This window comes from Flavobacterium notoginsengisoli, from assembly GCF_042686225.1.
GTDB classification, from domain to species: Bacteria; Bacteroidota; Bacteroidia; order Flavobacteriales; family Flavobacteriaceae; genus Flavobacterium; species Flavobacterium notoginsengisoli.
In genome coordinates this window covers 263,801-284,041 of record NZ_JBHUOT010000004.1, presented here as the reverse complement: position 1 = coordinate 284,041, position 20,241 = coordinate 263,801, and the positions used below count along the sequence as shown (strand labels likewise).

Here is a 20,241-nt window from a genome sequence, read left to right as displayed (position 1 = left end):
TTTTTTGATTATTCTTTATTTTAAAGACGAATGAATTTTGAATATCCATTCGTCTTTTTTATGTACTGATTATCTCTCTCTATAAGCAACATCAACAATTTTGCACAAACCTTCGTATTTATTTAATAAAATTAAATTGCCATTTACTGGAGGAACTTGATATAATTCTAACTTTCCGGTAGTTCCATAACTTCCAACAATCAAATATTTGGATTTATTTGCAGCCCTTGGATTAAAATTTATATAAGTAATTTCCTCAGCACCTTTATCTAGCATCAATTTAGCTGTTTGGGTTCCGTTATCATACTCATATAATTTGCTTCCAACTGCATAAAATAAATATCCTGAATCTGGACTGACTGCAAATTTTGTTGCTTTATCAAAATCAGGCGCGTTCAAAATTTCTTTGTAATACACTTGTACCAAAGATCTATTGAAACGAAGCAAATTAAATTTTCCAGTAGTTAGGTTTTTCAGAACTGCAAAGTTCTCATTTTGATTGAAAGCAGAAGTGGTCATATAAATCAAATCAGAATTGGTATTATTCCAATCTAAAGTGTTGTCTGAACCAGTAACAGGAGGCATTGGTGAACAACTTCCTTTTGAAGTCGTGTATCTTACAAAACGTCTGGCTGTTTGATCATAAAACACTGGTGTTCCAAGCGAACTTCCATTCTCTGCTATAAATGGTGCCGCATAAAAAGTTTTAGTTTCTGTTTCTAATTTATTTTGAGGCAGACCATATTTTATTTGTAATGCTCTAAAAAAATAATAAATATCGCCTTTACTATAAATCAGATTTTCTCCGCTTCCAGTAGATTTCATAAAATCGACTCCAAAATTTGTAGGCAGCGATCCTCCTAAGGTTTCATATGCTAAATTTTGTGATTGTGTCCATCCAAAAGACTCCGGATCTAATCTCGCCGTTCCGTTTTCTGTTGTGGTTACATAAATTCCATAAACTAATGGCGAAAATATGGGCTGATCAAAACATTCTACATCTACTGCTTTTCCTGTTAATTTAAGAGCTGAACCTGCAATATCTAATACATCTGTAATAATACGTGTCGTTGATACGCCAGGGAGAATCGATATCATATCAAGGCGTGGTTTTCCGTTAGCATCACCAATAATCATCCACCCCTCATAAGTAGAAGAAACAACATTTAAAGTAAATGGCACATGCTTCCAGGTGATTCCGGTAACTTTGTCTTTTACAAAATAATAAACGTTGTATTTTGCAGGTGGTAACTTTAATTCAGCATCAAAATCTTTGTTTGTACCTATAACGAATTTAGAGTCTGCTACAAGTTTTATTGGATTGATAGCCACCCATTCGTACGTATAGCGGTCAGGATCTGTATTGTCATCTAAGGTCGCATTTAAATTTGGTGTAATTTTAAGTTTATCACCCGTATAAGCGGTATATGATTCTTCTATTCCCGTTACGTTGATTTCGTTGATTTTATTATAATTGTAATTTCCTTCATCATTGGCACAACTGGAAACCAAAATAATCAATACGGAAAGGGTTAAATGAATTTTTATTTTTTTTAACATCTTGTTCTATTTTTTAGTTTAAAATAAATGCGCTTTATGGAAAGATCATTTCTTTTCCATCCACTTCATAAATAATATTTCCTTGTGCTTTTTGATCTGCCAGATAACGTTTCATAAAATTTTGATAATATTGAATATCCGCAACTGACAATCCAGGAGATCCGAGTTTCTGATTAAACATAGCCGGATCTAAATGCATTAAATCACACATTAAGAAAAATTTCTTCGCCGTAAAAACTCCTAAAAAGCTGGCAAACCATCCTGGTGGCTGTGATAATTTATCATCAAATGTTAATTTGTATGAAATATAACTCATGTTTTTATTGGTAAGCGGATTTATTACCTTGCTTTTCATATTAGTAGCAAACGATTCGTTTTCTTCCAAATTTAAAATCAGCAAAAAGCTATTCGTTTTCATATCAGCAGTTCTGTACACTTTTACCTCAATTGTATCTACAGCTTTTCCGGCACCTATAACAATATTATCTGGAAGCTTAAAATGAGTTCCTTCTATAGCTGTGCTTTTTGAATCGATTGCAACTTTTACTTTTCTGTCGACATCACTTAACTTTCCTTGTACTCTAATAGGAATTTTGTAAATACGATCTACTATTGCTGGTTTATCTAGTGCAAAACTAAATCCTGTACTATCAGTCGTAATTAGTGACCCGTTTATCAGAGTTGGAAAAACAGAAAGCGAAAAATAAATATTATCTGTATTTTGATAAGTTTCTATTTCGTCTTGGTTGCATGAAGTAAATCCTAAAAAGAATAAAAATGCAAAGCTTAAAATCAATATTTTTTTCATGTTTATCTTTTTAAATTATTGAAAGTTAATTTCGGCATCTGGCAAAGGCACAACATATTGAAGAGCTCCCATTGTAATATTTCCAGAAGATGATGAACCATTTGGAATTGTAGTGGTATTATTTCTTTTGTAATAAAAGAAAAGCTGCCCTTCTCCCATAAATTCTTTCCTATATTCCTTTGTGACTTCCGTTGACAAATCAGCTGTAGCAGCTAGATTTGTTAAACCTCTGTTGTAACGAAGTGTATTCAGTAATGTGATACCATTTGCAGGTACTGTTGCAGTTTCGGCTGCAATTAAATACATTTCTGAGAGCTTGAACATTGGAATCTGCATTCGAAAAACCATTTTGTTATCTGCTACATCTGCATATTTAAAGAATGTTCTTTGAGTTTTCCCTCCTACAAGAGGAATTTTCCAGCTCGGCAGACTTCGGTAATCATTATCATTCGACTCAAAAACTGAAGTTAATCTGCTCAATAATGGAGCATAAATCGTCGCATCTTTTAACTTAGAATCAAACAAATCTTCTTGTGTTTTATACAAAGTGTAATCGCTTAAAGCGAAAAAGTTCTCTGAAGAAAAAATTCTGTCAGGATTTGCAGAATTCGTAGCATCTAAAAATGTTGTCCAAGGAAAAAATGTTGTCGATTTTGTAAAGGTAATCACTTCATTTGCAACTGTTGAAGCTCCTGTTTTATCTCCAGCGTATAAAAGTACACGCGCTTTTAAACATTTTACTGCAAGATAATTCATTCTCATACCTCTATTTTGAGAATAATACGGATTTGCATCATAGGCTGTTGTGGCTTTGTACTTTCCTGTTGTGAGGATTGGATCTTTTTGTAACAGTGTCAATGCTGTATCAATGTCTGCCAATATCTTGCTCATCGCATCTTTTGCTGACAAAATTGGATTATTTGAAGTTTTAGGTGCATCATAATAAGGTATTGAAGGCATAGAAGGATCTACTTTATAAATTGGGCCGTATAATCGTAGCATATCAAAATGCAGCATGGCTCGTATTGCAATTGCTTCACCTTTTAAAAGATTTGCTTTTTCCTGAGAGACAATTCCATTATGTTTGTCCAAACTTTCTAAAAATTTATTGGCTGACAAAATTGTGGTAAAAGCTTTTTGCCAAATGTTTGTAAAAACTCCTTTTGGATTGGCTTCAGCGTAAGCGTATGAAGCCATTTTTGTTTTCGTATGAGAAGCCGGCATATAGTATTGTTGGCCTAAAATATCTACTGCATCCATTGTAAGCTGTCTACCATAAAGCTCATCAGATGCAAGCATCACATAAAGTCCGTTATGCACATTCTGCATTCCAGTTTCATCTTTAAATATTTGAGATTCTAAAATTTTATTCTGAGGCACCACATCCAAAAAATCACTGCAGCTTACTGCCGAAAACGCGATCAGGATTGATAATGCAATTTTATTTAAATACTGATTCATAATAATGGTATTAAAATGTTACGTTTAGACTTAGAGAAAAAATTCTTGAAAAAGGATAGCTGATTCCTCGTTCGGTTTTCATAGTCGAAACTTTGAAAAAATCATTGGCATACGCATTAAATCCTAATCCAGCCATTCCTGATTTCTTCAGCCATTCTCTGTTAGTCACTCTGTATCCTATACGAAGAGATTCTCCAGCTATATAATTATCTTTTTGAATAAAACGGGATGAAATAGGAGTTACACTTGTCAAACTGATTGCCTTAAACTGAGCCATTTGACCTGGTGTAGTCCAACGATCTAAAAATGCTCTTGCATCCTGATTTTCAAAAATATTATCTGAATTGATATTTTCTACTTTGCTGTACAATGCCGTATTAAATCTATCTGCACCATAACTGTATCGTACAAATAATCCAAAACTGAAACCTTTATACATTAAGTTGGTAGAAATAACTCCAGTTGCTTTTTCTCTGGAATTACCCATTACAACCTCATCCTTTTTATCTAATACAAAAGTGGTTTCTCCATTTTTCTTTAAGAAAATTTCTTGTCCTGTTCCAGGGTCAATTCCTAATGAAGGCACTGCCCAAAGATCATTTGTACTTGCTCCATCATAATATCTGGAAAGGCTGGATGTTTGTTCAGCAGCATCATTTAAAGAAGCCAGTGCATTATTAAACCCTCCTAATTTATTTTCATTTGTCGTTGCTGTTAATCCGATACCCCAAATAATGTTCTCTCTTAAGTTACTGATGATATTATAATTTGCTTTAAGTTCTAAACCTCGGGTAGTGATGTAACCAACATTTAACGGATAAGCATTTACTCCAGTAGAAGCAGCAAGATCTATGGCAACAATTTGTGGTGATGTCTGGCGTTTATAAGCCCCTAAAGTCATTGTAAGTCTATTTCTAAACATTGCCAAGTCTAATCCTAAAGATAAATCTTCTGTTTTTTGAGGCTTCAAATCAGCATTTGATAATTGGACAATGTTTAATCCTGCTCCAAAAATATTAGTATTAGGATCGTATGCATAAACATCATGCGATGCATATCCAATCAAGTTTTGATTTCCTGTTTGTCCAAAATTGGCACGAATCTTAAAAATGTTTACAATATCTTGATCCATTTTAAATTCGTTATTGATGTTCCAACCCACACCAACACCCCAATAAGGTGAATATTTTTTATTTGTCCCAAAGTTTGTCGCTCCTGAAATTGTCTGAGTAAAATCAAACAAATATTTTCTGTCATAAGCATAGTTAATCTGATTAGTCAAATCAACACTTCTAACTAATTCATTATCGACATACGGCTGTGAATTTTTTTCAAATCCAAAAGCAAAAGACGGTTTTCCTGGAACTCCTAAAGGGAATCCTCTTAAGATAGAGCCGTAAGCATCATAATTTGTTTCGTATGCCGAAGCTCGTATTGTATAATTTACAGAATGAACATTATTAAAAACATTTGAATATGTACCTCCAATGTTCGCATTCCATTTATTAGTCAAATAATCTCTTCTTTTATATTTTCCTTTCTCAGATGGAATATCTAATATATATTGCGTATCATCCGGCGAAATAAATTCTGTTTTCTCTCTGTCAATTCTTGTAACAGAAACTGCTGCAGTTGTTTTTATATGTGGATTGAAATCATAATTAAGTGTAAAGTTGTTGGTAAAATTAAATTCACCGCTTTTGTTATAACTATTTAATCTCACATTGTACAGAGGGTTTAATGGCTGATTAATAACCAATTCATCTGGTGGCAATGGTATTGAAGTCCCATCTAAATAGCGAGTTGCCACACCATTTTGATTATATTTTTCATAGTATGGACTCAACTTTGCCCAAGTAGCAAAATCACCATAAGGAGATTCTCGATTGTCAGCTCCTGAAACCAATAGATTATTATTGATGCTTAATTTTTTACGTTTATATGTTATATTGGCACTGTAACCCCAAGTGTTATGTTCAGCACCTTTCATTGTTCCTGAAACAGTTTTGTAATTTCCAGCCAAATTAAATCGAAGTTCTTCTGATCCTCCGCCAATAGTCAAACTGTGTCCAGATGTTAATCCCATTTGTATAGGTTCGTTTAACCAATAGGTATTAACACCACGACGTACTGCAGCCAAACGCTGGTTATAAACTTCATCCCATTTATAAACATCTTTAAAAGGAGTGTCACGTTTTGGAGTATAAGCTCCCGAAATTCTTTCAAATTCTAGTTTTTGCTCTGCATTCATTAAATTATAAACACTCAAATCTGCAAATTCAAAAGAGGAATTATAAACATAAGAAAATTGTAGCTGTCCAGGAACTGGTTTATTGGTCTCAACAACAACAACTCCGTTTGCTGAACGTGAACCGTACAATGCTGTAGAAGCCGCATCCTTAAGCAAAGTAACGCTCGCAATTCTATTAACATCTAAATCAACAATCTGCTGTAAAGTAGTTGGAAATCCGTCCAAAATAAACAAGGGCTGGTTTGGATCTTCTTTAAATTGATCATCTACCTGATTAACGGATAAACTTGTTTGCCCTCTTACCTCAATTACGGGTAATACATTTGGATTAGACCCTGCAATATTATTGTTCAAAACAATAAAAGAAGGATCTAAAGTTTTTAAAGCCTGCACCACATTTTGTGTAGAAATCTGTCTTAATTCTTCCCCTCTAAAGGTTGAAACTGATCCCGTAATCAATTCCTTTTTACGTACAGTAACTCCTGTATTGATTGTAACACCGGTTAACTCTCTAGTTTCTTCTGTTAACGTTATATTTATTACTTTTCTAGACTTAATTTCTACTATTTCAGCCTTATAACCAATAAAGGTAAACAGTAGCGTTGCGTCATCTGGAGCTGTAACAGTATATTTACCATCAAAGTCTGTTTGCACTGCGAGTTTTGTTCCTTTAACAATTATATTAACTCCAGGCAGAGGTTCTTTTTTCTCATTGGTTACTACTCCTTTTATTTCTATAGATTTTGACTGTTCGATTATTGCCGCTTTTTGTTTTACCACAATAGTATTATTGGAAGTAAAACTGTAATCAAAATCTTTTACAGGAAAACTTGATTTCAACAAATCATCTACTCTTATAGTTCCCTTTTTTAAATGCACTTTGGGAAGCTGCTTAAATAAATCTTCCTGATAAATAAAAGTATAGTTAGTCTGTTGCTTAATCATATCAAAGACTTCGTCAACAGTGACCATTTTATCGGCAGGAATTACAATTTTTGAGTTTTGAGAAAAAACACTAGCAGGCGAAAAACCAAAAATTGTAGTGCAGAACAAGAAGATAAAGGTTCTCATAATGGTAATAATTAGTCTTTTTCTAAAATAGAAAAGAACGTCGGTTAATTTAAATTTCATAGATTTACATGTTAGTTGGTTGGTTAATTTTTTAGAATTAATTAATAGGCTCGCATTGCAAAAGGGATAAAGTGCAGTACGGTGAGAGGTCTAAACTTTATTCCCTTTTCTTTTTTACTTAATGGTTATGGTTTTGTCTTTTATTTCATAGGCATTAATAAAATTACTGTTCTTGATTGTGGCTACTATTTCTTCGAGTTTCTGGTTTTTATTTAAAACTCCGTTAAACTTTACATTTCCTAGTTCTGGATTCGCAAAAACAATATCGGCATCATACCATCTTGATAATACTTTTGCGATTTCTTTTAATGGCATTCCTTTGAAAACAAAAAGTCCTTTTCGCCATGAAATCACATTATCGACATCTACTTTTGAAATGAGAATATCTGTATTATCTTTCCTAATTACTGATTGTTCATTTGGCATCAGGAATTCTTTTGTTTTTGCATTGCCTATGGCTACTTTTCCTTTTACAAGAGTGGTATAAATGGTATTTTCGTCTTTATAAGCTTTAATATTAAATTCTGTTCCCAGAACTTCAACTTGCTGCATTTGCGTTTTAACATTAAATTTTGCTCCTTTATGTTTAGTGCTTGGCGACACTTCAAAATAAGCTTCTCCATAAATTAATTCTACTTGTCTTGTCTGTCCGTCAGTAAAAGCAACTGGATATTTTAATTGCGATTCAGAGTTCAGCCAAACTTTTGTACTGTCTGCCAATTGCACAAAAAACTGACCGCCTCTTGGTATTGTCAATATGTTGTTGGCTATTTTCTCCGATTTATTTTTTGCATCATAAACCAGTTTTTCTCCATTGCTCGAAACATTTCCTTTGCTATAGGCTTTTCCTTTTTCAAGGGCTACAACAGATCCGTCTTCTAAAGTCAATGTCGCTTTGTCGCTTCCTATTGAAATGTTTTGGACTGCTACAGCTGGTAAAGTCTCTGGTATATCCCTTTTTAGAGTTTCGTTTTTAAATAGCGAAGCAATAGAAATCAATAACACCACAGCCGCTGCAGCGGTAATTTTGAAAATAGTTCTAGAATAAAATGGCTTGAACGATATAACTTTAACTTCTTCAGCATTTAAACTCTCTTGAAGTCTTAACAGCATTCTGTTTTCCAGCTCCTCTTTTGAACCTAATGATTCATCCCATTCTGCATCTGTTTGAAAACTTTCATAATAATTCAATAATTTTTTATACTCTTTGCTATTGGTTTCACCAGAATTAAATCTTTGCAGCAATACCAAAAATTTGTCTTTTTTCATTTTGTCTTGTTCGTTAATTGGGGGCTATTTTAAGTAAGTGTAAAAAACACCTCTTATCCCCTAGTCGAGATGGCGCTTTTTTTTATTTTTATTTTTGAGAGAATTAAAAAATAATATGTAAAGCCTGCTATTCTTAAGAATAACAGGCTTTTTCTTCTATTAATTTAAAGGCGTGTAAAAGAGTAATCTTACTTAAAAAGATTTTTGGAAAGCCATAAAACCATTGCCACACTAGTACTGGTTCCCATTGCTAAACGAATGGCATGAAGTGCTTTCGTAATATGATTTTCGACTGTTTTTGCAGAAATATTCAAACGTTCGGCAATTTCTTTGTGGCTAAGCTGTTCTTCTCGGCTCAGTTTGTAGACCAATTGACATTTTTCAGGAAGATTGTTTACAACCATATTAATATGCTGGACCAATTCGTCATGCATCAATTGGGTCTCGGGAGTGGTATTTTGAAAACGGGTATTCAAATCTTCAAAAAGTGCAACGCGAATTTTGTCCTTGTTCTTTTTGATTTGATTAAAAACCTGATATCGGGCACAAGCATACAAATAACTTTTCAGCGAAGTATGAATTTCCAGTTTTTCGCGATTGTGCCAAATATTCATAAAAACGTCCTGAATAACGTCTTCACTTAATTCTTTATCTTTTAAAACATTGTAGGAAGCCATAAATAAAGGTTGCCAGAAATTAGTATACAATTCTGTCAAAGCAGATTCATCACTATTTTTCAGACGATTAAGTATAAGAATATCTTGATTTAGGTCCTGTTCTAACAATTTACTTCAATTTTAAATAAGTATAAAGTCACGGAATTTGCCAATATTTCGAACCCGTTAAGATTCAGCATAATAGTGTCTAAAATATTTACCAATTATGTCTGTCGTGACTAAAAACACAATTGATTCTAAAGAATATACATTTTATAATTCTTAAAGCTGTTTTTCTTTATATTTTAAAACATTAAAAATCAATTATTTACGACACGAAATTACACCAAGCTCGCTTATGACATATTCTGTAAAAGTTTAAAAAACAATAAAATAAGTTTTATTTTTCAAGGAATTAGTATTGAATTATTCGGTAAAAAAATTAAATTTGGACTACCAAGAAATTATTTTAAACTCAAAACAACCAGTCCAGATGCTTCGTCCTTGGCCATTAGAAATTCAGCTTGACAAAAAATCAGATAAAGCCATTTACCTTCAAATTGCCGATGCGGTAATTGATGCCGTAAAAACAGGAAAATTAATTGGTGGAAATGCATTACCTGGAAGCAGACAACTCGCCGAATTATTAAAAGTCAATCGAAATACTGTAGTGGAAGCTTTAGACGTTTTAATTGCCGAAGGCTGGCTAATCTCGGTGGACCGAAAAGGAACTTTTGTTACCCATTCACTTCCAAAATTTTCCCTTCTTTCTGAAAATAAAAAAGAACAACAAAATGTTATTGAAGAATCTAAAAGTTATTTAGTTTTTGATGACGGACTTCCCGACAGCCGATTGGCGCCAATGAATGATCTCGCGAGAGCCTACAGAGAATTATTCAGCCGAAAATCACGCTGGCAGATTATGGGTTACACCAGTGAACTGGGAAATCCTGAATTCAGAAAAGCGATTGCCCAAATGCTGAATTTTAAACGAGGTATGAGCATTTCACAAGATCAAATTTGTATTACGCGCGGCAGCCAGATGGCTATGTATCTTGCTTCGCATTGCATTTTAAAATCGGGAGATTTTGTGTTAGTTGAAAATCCTGGCTACAAACCTGCTTGGGAAACTTTTGAAAATGCTCGGGCAAAATTACTTCCTATAGATTTAGAGGCTGACGGACTGAATCTCAATCAGGTTGAAGAATATCTGCGAAAGCATCCAACCATAAAAGCGATTTATGTAACACCTCATCATCAGTTTCCGACTACCGTAACTTTGTCTTTAAAAAAGAGATTAAGATTAATCGAATTATCCAATCAATACGGATTTACAATTATTGAAGACGATTATGATAATGAGTTTCATTTCGGACAACGCCCAATATTGCCGCTTTCCAGTTATTCGGCTTTAAAAAATTACATCTATATTGGAACCTTCAGTAAAATTGTGGCGCCAGCGTTACGTATTGGTTATTTGGCAACTTCTTTTGAAAACATTCAGAAAATAGCCAAACACCGAAAAATAATTGATGTCCAAGGCGATAATATTATGGAAGAAGCGGTTTTAAGCCTCATCAACGAAGGTAAAATAAAACGTCATCTTAAAAAAGCTAATCTGGTTTATAAAAATAAAAGGGATTATTTTGAAAGTCTCTTAATAGAATATCTTCAAAACAAAATTACTTTTTCAAAACCCGAAGGCGGACTAGCTTTTTGGATTGTCCCCCATTCTGAAATCAATGTTTTACAGGTTTATGAAAAACTAAAATCGCAGGGCATTCAAATTATGAGCCCGGAAAGATTTAGCTTCAGCGAAACCATAAAAGGCTTTCGTCTCGGTTATGCTTCCCTTTCAGAAAAACAAATGGAAGAAGGAATTAAGGCGCTTGCTAAGCTTTTATAATTTAGACGCAGATTTTACAGATTTGCTATCGCAAAGACGCGAAAAAAACTGATTTTAAAATCTGCGTCAATCAGCGTTTTCGCGATAGCGAATCCGTTTTATCAGTGTTCGATTAAATTAAAACAAACAATAAATTAGATGCGGATTTTACGGATTTGCTACCGCAAAGACGCGGAAAAAAAACGGATTTTAAAATCTGTGTCAATCAGCGTTTTCGCGATAGCGAATCCGTTTTATCAGTATTCCATTAATTACAGTTTTCCATTTCAATAATAGAAAACCCATTTTCCCGAATCTGGTTTTCAACCTCGATTGGTGCTTTATCAATGTGGCAGAAACGGCATTCTTTAGACGATAAAGCCTGTCCTTCCTGCGCTACACTTTTTAAGTATTTTTTACCGTATTCATACACTTGTTCTGCATCATTTACATTTTCATCCACCAAAATATCAAAGTGCATAATTTTTCCGTCTTTGCGGGTTACATAAGTATCCCAAACTGCTATTTTCATTTTTTTATTTTTTAAAGATTCTAAGATACTAAGTAGCTATCCCGATAACTATCAGGACTGAGTTTTTACTCTGCAAATTTAGATTGGTTTTGAAATTGCGAAATCATCCAGTTTTTTCATTTTTTGAATTATACTGGTCCAGTACAATTCTGAAGCTTAGAATTAATTTTACAACATGAAAAATGAGATAATTTTTAATTTACTAAAGGTGCATCAACGCATCGAAAATGCCTGTAAAGTTTCGGGACGAAATCCATCTGATGTTCAGCTTTTACTGGCTACTAAAACTGTTCCGGCAGATCGAATCAGAATTGCAATTGAAGCGGGAGAAACTTTAATGGGCGAAAATAAAATGCAGGAACTACGGGATAAAGATGCTGAGTTGAAACACCTACCTGTTGAACGTCATTTTATTGGACATCTTCAAACCAACAAAGTAAAAGATGTCTTGAAATATGCCAATTGCATTCAATCGCTTGACCGTTTGAATCTGGCAGATGAATTGCATAAACAACTTCTCAATCAAAACAGAAAACTGGATGTTTTTGTGCAGGTGAATACTTCTTATGAAGAAAGTAAATTCGGCTTGGAACCTGATTCTGTTTTGGACTTTATAAAAAAAATAAAATCTTACGAAACTTTAAATATTAAAGGTTTAATGACGATTGGTTTATTGGATGTGGAGAAAGAAAAAATGATTCCGTCCTTAAGGCTTTTAAGAACGATTCGGGATGAAATTTATTCGCAAGGAATTGAAGGTTTACAAGATTTAAAACTTTCGATGGGAATGTCTCAGGATTTGGAACTTGCCATTGCCGAAGGTTCTAATATAGTTCGAATTGGTACTTCGATATTCGGAAACCGCTTTCTGGGAAAAGAAATCTGGAATGAAAACATTGCAGAATAAAACTTAATTTTGCCAAATTAAACAACAGATTTAAAGAAAGCTTTTTGTTTCAGCAACGCGAAATTTGCACGCAAAGGCGCAGAGATGCTAAGTTTTGCACTTTATTTTTAAGATTAAAAAAGAATTAGATAAAATCTTTGCGTCTTAACTCCCGCTAGCTATCGGGATTGCGAGATTAAAACAGAAAGCCTTTAATTAAAAAGAGTTAGATAGAATGAACCTGAATGATCTTACCGTAAACGATACCGAAAAAATTGCTTTAGGCGATTTATTCTTTAGCAACGAAAATAAATCTGCTTTGTTACAGATTATCAAAGAACACCAATATATTGAAGAGCTCAAAAAGTATAATCTTAAAGTTGATAATAAAATCTTACTGCACGGAAGTTCCGGATGCGGGAAAACTACAACAGCAAAAGCAATTGCCCATACGCTAAACAAAAAGATCATTATTGTCAACCTCAGCACCATAGTCGATTCCAGGATTGGTGAAACTTCTAAAAACCTTAAAGCGATTTTTGACAAAGCGATCCGTGAAAGAGCAGTTTTATTTTTAGACGAATTTGATCAAATCGGAAAAAGTCGTGACAGCGACGATAAAGATGTGGGAGAAATGCGACGTTTGGTAAATACGATTATCCAGCTTTTTGATTATTTTCCTGCCGATAGTTTATTAATCTGCGCTACCAATCATTACGAAATCATTGACAGTGCTTTGCTTAGAAGATTTCAGCTTCGTTTGAAATATGAAATGCCAGCAGACGATCAGCTGAATGTTTATTATGATAAAATTTTGAGCGGATTTCCATCAGAATATCAAAACATCGAAAGACATTATGCTATTTCTTATGCTGAAGCTTTGGATTATATTCATACCACAATGAAAAAGCAGATTATTGCATCATTAGATTTAAATCAAAATGCATAAAAACAAAACATCTAAAGATGGCAACAATTGTTTCGTAGGAACATTTCATCGATAAAAAAATCAAAACGCATTAAAAACAATCCATCTATAGACAGCGACAATTGTTCCGTAGGAACATTTCATCGGTAAAAAAATCAAAACGCATTAAAAGCAATCCATCTATAGACAGCGACAATTGTTCCGTAGGAACATTTCATCGGTAGAAAAAAATATATTGATATTCATTTTTTTTTCGTTTCGTAGGAACGTTTCATTTTTTTACCAATGAAACATTCCTACGGAATGATTGCTGAACATAAAAAATGAAAAGCTATGCTTTCCATATAAACATAACAAAGGGGTTGTATCAAAATTGATACAACCCCTTTTTCTTGGGTGGAGTTTTATATAGAAATATAGTGTACAAATTTTATAAGCCTCTTGTCAGCCAGCCTTTTTTGTTTGCTGTTGCAATGGCGTAAGGCGCAATCCAAAATAAACTGAAAGTGTAGAAAACACTGTATGAATAGGCCCAGAAAGACTCAGCCAAATTGTATCTTTTGGCATAGAACAACATTGAAAAACTGGAGAAAATTAAAATTGCCAGAAATGTTGAACTTATGAATAATATTGGGTGAACTGCAATAAAATAAAACATAAATAAGATAAAAGGATACGTCATTGCAATTTTGAAAAACTGATTGGCGAACAACATTCTTGCTCCAAATTTTGATCCTTTTCTAAAATCTGTGAAAACGTATTTTGCCATCATTAAGTTTTCACGAACGTTACTTCTCGCCCATCTGATGAACATTTTATATAATCCTTTGTATTCTTCCGGAACGTTTGTTAATACAACTGCATTTCTCTGGAATTTAACTTCAAAACCTTGTTTCAAAATCATATTAGTCAAAGCACGATCTTCTCCAATATCTGACGGCTCACCCATAAAAGTCTGGCTGATCCATTCCGGAAGACAGTTGAATACAGCATCTCTTTTGTAGGCTGCCAAAGCACCCGGAGTACATAATACAGATCCTAATTCGCTTTCAGCAGAACGTTGGAATTCAAAACTCATTACAAAACTTACATTCAGCATTTTTGGTAAAATAGCCGATTTGTTGTTTAAAACCTGAACGTTTCCTGCAACGGCACCGCATTTTTTGTTTACCACAAACGGACTAACCAAGTTTCTTAAAGTATCTTTTTTCACAATAGAATCACTATCAACTGTTACAAAGATTTCTCCCGTTCCCAGTTTAAATCCTCTGTATAAAGCCTGACGTTTTCCCTGGTTTTTTGGTTGTTGGAAAATCGTTACACGATCTCCTAATTTCGCTTTAGCTTCCTGCATCCAGTACCATGTATCATCTTTACTTCCATCGTCAATAGCCAGAAGCTGTAATTTTTCTGCCGGATAATCGCTGTCTGCAAGGCTCAATAAAGTATCCCAAACTAATTTTCCTTCGTTGTAAGCCGGAACGATAATCGTACAAGTCGGCAATAAATCATCTGAAACAGATTCGATTGGTTTGTATCTTAAATACAAATAAGAGCTGTACAAGAAAACCCCTGTTTGATAAAAGAACAAAATGGTCGTAATAATTAAAAATGGTAATCCCCAAGTCGAAGCGATTCTTTCAAAATGAAATTGTTCAAAATCGTCTTGTAAAAGATATACTGCATATACCCCTGCCAGCATTAGCACAAATGTTCCAATAAGAACAGCTAATCCGAACGGACTTGTTGGTCTTTCTACGTGTATTTTTTTTGATTTTTCTTTAGTTCCGAAAATAGAACTTTTTACTGATTTTTCGCTAATAGCCGAACTTCCGTTCGAATAAAATTGTTCTGAGATAAATGTTTCGCTTTCCATGCTTATACTCCTTATTTGATTGCTTAATTATGGGCTTTTAGTAAAATCTTTTCTTTTTTCATTTATTTGTTACTCATACCTGGAGAAACAATAAAAAAACAAACACATCAAAGATTTTGACATTATCACAATTTGCAAGCGGCATGCCAATACAGTTTAAAGCTGGTATAGAGCCATTTAGAAAAACAAGACTCAAAAATAGTGTGTAATTATTTCACACTTTATGGATACTGTATACAATAAACATCTAACTTTTGAAATGGGAAAAACAGTATTTTAAAGGAGTTTCAAGAGATTGGGATTTCTGTAATCATGATTTTTACCCAAATACCATAAGAACAGTAATAACGTAAGTCCTAAAAACAAAATTGTATTTCTCTTAAAAAAAATGCTTGATTTTTCTGTTTTTTTCATCTTTCAAAAAACATTCTTCTCAAAAACAGAGAAAATCTTACGGAAAAAAGTTAAATTTAACCAAATAAATATAACCCTAATTGAGAGAATAAAAAATGAGTACTGAGCAATACAATCTTTTGCTGGCAGATGATGATGAAGATGACTGCCTTTTCTTTAAAGAAGCTCTCGACGAAACGTCAATTAATGCTCCTCTTTCTATAGTTCATGATGGTGTGCAATTGATGGATTATTTAAAATCAAATAATACCACGGCTAATTTTCCGGACGTCCTTTTTCTGGATTTAAATATGCCAAAAAAAAACGGACTGGAATGTCTGGCAGAAATTAAGGCAGATGAAAAGCTTAAGAAATTGCCGGTAATTATTTTTTCGACCTCACTGGATAGTGAGATTATCAACAACTTATATAAAAATGGTGCTTCCTATTACATTCGAAAACCGGGTGATTTTTCTAAATTGAAAAAGGTCATAGAGATTGCACTGACTGCAGCATCTGAGAATAATTTCAAACAGCCCGAAAGAGCTAATTTTATATTGCAACCCTAAATCTGCCTTGGAATGAACCGCAAAAAAAAGGAACATTATTTTCTTTCCGACGGAGGAGAAATGGGAACTTTAATACGTTCCGCAGATTGGAGCAAAACACCATTGGGCGATCCTGAAAAATGGCCTCAGAGTTTAAAAACCATGACCGCAATGATGCTAGGCAATCCTTTTGGGATGTATATTGCCTGGGGGAAAAACTATACTCAATTATATAATGATGCTTTTCGTCCTATTTTGGGCGCCACAAAACATCCTGAAGCTTTAGGCGGAAGTTCTCAAAATACATTTGCAGAAATCTGGGCTACCATTGGCCCAATGTTCGCTGACGTCATGAAAGGCAAAGCGGTTAGTTTTCCTGATTTTAAAGTCCCTCTTCATCGAAACGGATACACCGAAGACTGCTTTTTCGATTTTTCATATAGCCCTATAAAAATAGAAGACGGTTCAATAGGAGGTATTTTAGTTACTGTTATTGAAACCACGGAAAAGAAAATCGTCGCAGATGCTTTGCAGGAAAGTAATGCAAGATTTGTCAATAATATTATGCAGGCTCCCGTTGCCATGTGTATTTTTAAAGGCGAAAATCATATTGTTGAAATTGCTAACGAACAAATGATTCAGCTTTGGGAAACAACAGAAAGCAGTATCATCAATAAGCCTATTTTTGAAGCTCTTCCCAAATTAAAAAAACAAGGTCTTGATACCATTCTCCATAACGTTTTTACAAGCGGTAAAAAAGTAACTACCGACGAAAGTTTTGTTCAATTAAACCGAAATGGACAAACCGAAAACACGTATGTCAATTTTGTTTACGAAGCTCTTAGAGAAGCTGACGGAACAATTTCTGGTGTCGCAGCCATTGCTACCGAAGTTACCGCACAGGTTTTGGCACGATCTAAAGTAGAAGAAAGCGAACAAAAAATTCGACAACTGGTAGAGAATGCGCCTTTTCCTATTGCAGTTTATGTAGGCAAGGAAATGCGTATCGAATTAGCCAACGATTCTATTATAAAAGTTTGGGGAAAAGGTCCTAACGTAATTGGAAAAACTTATACGGAAATTCTTCCCGAATTAAAACACGAGCCCATTTTTAAACAAGTCGAAACTGTCTATGAAACAGGACAGTCATTTCATTCTCAAAATACCCGAATTGATATTATTGTCGATAATGTATTAAAGACCTCATATTTCAATTACAGTTTTACACCACTGTATGACTTACATGGTAAGGTATATGCCGTAATGAACACTGCTGTAGAAATTACCGATTTATACTTAGCAAAACAAAAAATTGAAGAAAGCGATAAACGTTTCCGTAATACCGTAAAACAAGCGCCTGTTGGAATTACAATTCTTCGAGGACCTGAATATGTAGTCGAAATGGCCAACGAAGCTTATCTAAAACTGGTTGATCGTGAAGAAGACACTTTTGTTGGCAGACCTTTATACGATTCACTCCCAGAAGTAAAAGATACTGTAAGTGCCCTGCTTGATGGTGTTTTAAATACCGGGATTCCTTTTCATGGCAACGAAGTTCCGGTTCCTTTAAACCGCTATGGAAAAATAGAAACGTCTTATTTTGATTTTCTATACCATCCTTTAAAGGAAGAAAACGGAACAATTTCAGGTATTTTAGTCACCGTTACAGAAGTAAGTGAAAAAGTGCAAGCGCGCAAAAAAATCGAACTTAACGAAGATCGTCTTAAAATTGTAGTTGAAGCCAGTGAATTGGGAACCTGGGAACTAAATGTCAAAACAAGAAATCCGATTTATTCTAAAAGATATCTCGAAATTATAGGCGGTTATACCGAAGATGTTTCGTTAACTCACGAAGAATTGCTGGCTCATCTGCATCCTGATGATTTGCATGTTAGAAATAAAGGATTTAAAGAAGCTTTGAGTTCCGGCTTTTTAAATTATGAAGTACGTGTAATCTGGAAAGACAAATCCATACATTGGGTTGAAGGAAAAGGAAAAGTCTTTTACGATGAAAACCATGAACCTGAAAAGCTTATTGGAACTATCAGGGATATTACAGAAGAAAAAAAATACCAGCAGAAAATTGAAGAGAGCGAAAAAAAACTACGCAATCTCATTATGCAATCCCCTGTTCCAAAGGCAATTTTACGGGGGAATGACTTTGTAATTGAAATGGCCAATTTTGTGCTCTTAAATAATATCTGGAAAAAAGAAGAAACTGAGGTGCAGGGAAAAAAACTTTTTGAAATTTTTCCTGATCTCAAAAAACAGAAATACGCCAAATTACTTCAACAGGTTTATGAAACAGGAGAAGTATATTCAGAATCAGAGTCACTTCTTTTTATTGGCGATGAAAAGGAAGACAGCCCGTTTTATGTAGATTTTGAATTTGCTCCACTACGCGAAAGTGACGATTCTATTTCAGGAGTACGAATGACACTTATTGATGTTACTGAAAAAGCAGAAGCCAGAAAAAAAATCGAAGAAAGCGAAAAACGATTCCGTTCTCTTACCGAAAGTATTCCCCAACTAATCTGGGAAACGGATGCCGAAGGAAACGCGTTATTTACTTCCGGAAAATGGTTCGAATATACCGGAATTCATCCTGGTCGGGAAGGTTCCTGGGAAGCCATGATACATCCGGATGATTTTGAAGAAAATATCAGAATCTGGCAAAACGCACTTACAACGGGCGAAATGTACCGATGCGATGTTAGAATGAGAGGAAAAGACGGAAGTTACAGATGGCATACTGTCATTGGAGAACCAGTGTACAATCCCGATGATAAAATTATAAAATGGGTGGGTGCTTTTACAGATATTCATACCGAAAAAGCTTTTACACACGAACTCGAACAACAGGTTACTGCGCGAACGAGAGAATTAATTCAGATGAACGAATCGCTCCGAAAAAGCGAAGAACGTTATCATTTGATGGTTGAAGAAGTTCAGGAATACGCTATTCTATATCTGAATCCCAACGGTATTATTGAAAACTGGAATGTCGGAGCAGAAAAAATAAAAGGCTATAAAGCAGACGAAATTGTCGGAAAATATTTTTCGCTTTTTTATACCAAAGAAGATCAAAAAAACAATCTTCCCGAAAAATTGTTGGAGCAGGCAAGAGAAAAAGGCAAAGTCATTCATGAAGGCTGGCGCACGCGAAAAAACGGAAATTTATTTTGGGCAAGTGTTGTGATTACGGCAGTTCACAACAAACAAGGTGAAATTATCGGTTTCTCAAAAGTAACCCACGATCTAACCGATAAAAAAAGAGCAGACGATACTTTAAAATTGAATGCTATGGAACTGGAGCAAAAAAATAATGAGCTCGAAGAAATGAACAAAGAACTTCAGTCTTTTGCTTATATTTCGAGTCATGATTTGCAGGAACCATTACGTAAAATTCAGACTTTTGCTTCGCAGATTATAGAAAAAGAAGCTGTTAATTTATCTGAAAACGGATTGGATAAATTCAAAAGAATGCAAAATGCAGCACAACGAATGCAGACTTTAATTAACGATTTACTATCGTACTCCAGAACCAATATTCAGGAACGTGTTTTTATAAAAACAGATCTTGTTCAGATTATCGAAGAAGTAAAAGACGATTTAAAAGAAGAATTGGAACAAAAAAATGCTGTAATTGAAGTAGAGAAAACATCAGAAGTTGATATTATTCCGTTTCAGTTCAAACAACTTTTATATAATTTAATCAGTAATTCATTAAAGTTTTCCGATCCGAATGTTCCAATCAAAATCAAAATTAACAGTGAGATTCATCAAGGAAAAGATTTGGATAATGAAAAATTAATCTCTTATAAAAATTATTGTCACATTCAGGTTTCAGATAACGGAATCGGTTTTGAATCACAATACAATAAAAAAATATTCGAAGTTTTCCAACGTTTACACGGAAGAGACCGCTATAACGGAACAGGAATTGGTCTCGCAATCGTAAAGAAAATTGTAGAAAACCATAACGGAGTCATTACAGCTTCGGGTATTCAGAATGAAGGTGCTTCTTTTGATATTTACATTCCGGTGAGCTAAAAAA

The 20,241-nt window shown here is 34.2% G+C and carries 13 protein-coding genes; 5 read left to right on the top strand and 8 right to left on the bottom strand.

Annotated features, from left to right (window positions below; translation table 11 throughout):
- Positions 1–69 precede the first annotated feature (69 nt).
- From ACFS3A_RS11655 to ACFS3A_RS11630, 6 genes are all read right to left on the bottom strand, one after another.
- On the bottom strand, positions 70–1,560 hold the full coding sequence (locus ACFS3A_RS11655) for a PKD-like family lipoprotein (RefSeq protein ID WP_379825630.1): 1,491 nt from the start codon (positions 1,558–1,560) through the stop codon (positions 70–72).
- A 34-nt stretch (positions 1,561–1,594) separates the two neighbouring features.
- Positions 1,595–2,368 carry a DUF4843 domain-containing protein gene (locus ACFS3A_RS11650; protein ID WP_379825629.1) on the bottom strand — a complete coding sequence of 258 codons (774 nt, stop codon included), beginning with the start codon at positions 2,366–2,368 and terminating at the stop codon, positions 1,595–1,597.
- A gap of 15 nt (positions 2,369–2,383) precedes the next feature.
- Positions 2,384–3,829 (bottom strand): RagB/SusD family nutrient uptake outer membrane protein, encoded by a 1,446-nt coding sequence (locus ACFS3A_RS11645; protein ID WP_379825628.1) that lies wholly within the window; start codon positions 3,827–3,829, stop codon positions 2,384–2,386.
- Positions 3,830–3,839: 10 nt separating this feature from the next.
- Complete coding sequence (locus tag ACFS3A_RS11640; protein ID WP_379825627.1) at positions 3,840–7,211, bottom strand: SusC/RagA family TonB-linked outer membrane protein; 3,372 nt, start codon at positions 7,209–7,211, stop codon at positions 3,840–3,842.
- 114 nt (positions 7,212–7,325) lie between these two features.
- Positions 7,326–8,480, bottom strand: coding sequence for a FecR family protein (locus tag ACFS3A_RS11635; protein WP_379825626.1), 1,155 nt, complete (start codon positions 8,478–8,480; stop codon positions 7,326–7,328).
- A 188-nt stretch (positions 8,481–8,668) separates the two neighbouring features.
- The gene (locus tag ACFS3A_RS11630) at positions 8,669–9,265 is read right to left on the bottom strand and encodes an RNA polymerase sigma-70 factor (RefSeq protein WP_379825625.1); all 597 of its coding nucleotides are present in this window, start codon (positions 9,263–9,265) and stop codon (positions 8,669–8,671) included.
- A gap of 364 nt (positions 9,266–9,629) precedes the next feature.
- Here ACFS3A_RS11630 and pdxR point away from each other — a divergent pair, with 364 nt between their 5' ends.
- The gene (gene pdxR, locus ACFS3A_RS11625) at positions 9,630–11,042 is read left to right on the top strand and encodes a MocR-like pyridoxine biosynthesis transcription factor PdxR (protein WP_379825847.1); all 1,413 of its coding nucleotides are present in this window, start codon (positions 9,630–9,632) and stop codon (positions 11,040–11,042) included.
- Between the two features lie 247 nt (positions 11,043–11,289).
- Here the strand turns inward: pdxR and ACFS3A_RS11620 are convergent, their stop codons facing one another.
- A complete protein-coding gene (locus ACFS3A_RS11620; protein WP_379825624.1) occupies positions 11,290–11,553 on the bottom strand; it encodes a DUF2024 family protein in 264 nt (87 codons plus the stop codon).
- Between the two features lie 175 nt (positions 11,554–11,728).
- Here ACFS3A_RS11620 and ACFS3A_RS11615 point away from each other — a divergent pair, with 175 nt between their 5' ends.
- Both ACFS3A_RS11615 and ACFS3A_RS11610 read left to right on the top strand, forming a co-directional pair.
- Positions 11,729–12,460 carry a YggS family pyridoxal phosphate-dependent enzyme gene (locus tag ACFS3A_RS11615; protein WP_379825623.1) on the top strand — a complete coding sequence of 244 codons (732 nt, stop codon included), beginning with the start codon at positions 11,729–11,731 and terminating at the stop codon, positions 12,458–12,460.
- Between the two features lie 214 nt (positions 12,461–12,674).
- Positions 12,675–13,388 (top strand): AAA family ATPase, encoded by a 714-nt coding sequence (locus ACFS3A_RS11610; protein WP_379825622.1) that lies wholly within the window; start codon positions 12,675–12,677, stop codon positions 13,386–13,388.
- Between the two features lie 409 nt (positions 13,389–13,797).
- Here ACFS3A_RS11610 and ACFS3A_RS11605 read toward each other — a convergent pair whose 3' ends face one another.
- Positions 13,798–15,243 carry a glycosyltransferase gene (locus ACFS3A_RS11605; protein ID WP_379825621.1) on the bottom strand — a complete coding sequence of 482 codons (1,446 nt, stop codon included), beginning with the start codon at positions 15,241–15,243 and terminating at the stop codon, positions 13,798–13,800.
- Positions 15,244–15,752: 509 nt separating this feature from the next.
- Between ACFS3A_RS11605 and ACFS3A_RS11600 the strand changes: the two genes are divergently transcribed.
- Both ACFS3A_RS11600 and ACFS3A_RS11595 read left to right on the top strand, forming a co-directional pair.
- Entirely contained in the window at positions 15,753–16,205 is a 453-nt protein-coding gene (locus ACFS3A_RS11600; protein ID WP_379825620.1) for a response regulator, read from the top strand.
- Positions 16,206–16,217: 12 nt separating this feature from the next.
- The gene (locus ACFS3A_RS11595) at positions 16,218–20,237 is read left to right on the top strand and encodes a PAS domain S-box protein (RefSeq protein WP_379825619.1); all 4,020 of its coding nucleotides are present in this window, start codon (positions 16,218–16,220) and stop codon (positions 20,235–20,237) included.
- The last annotated feature ends 4 nt before the right edge of the window (positions 20,238–20,241 follow it).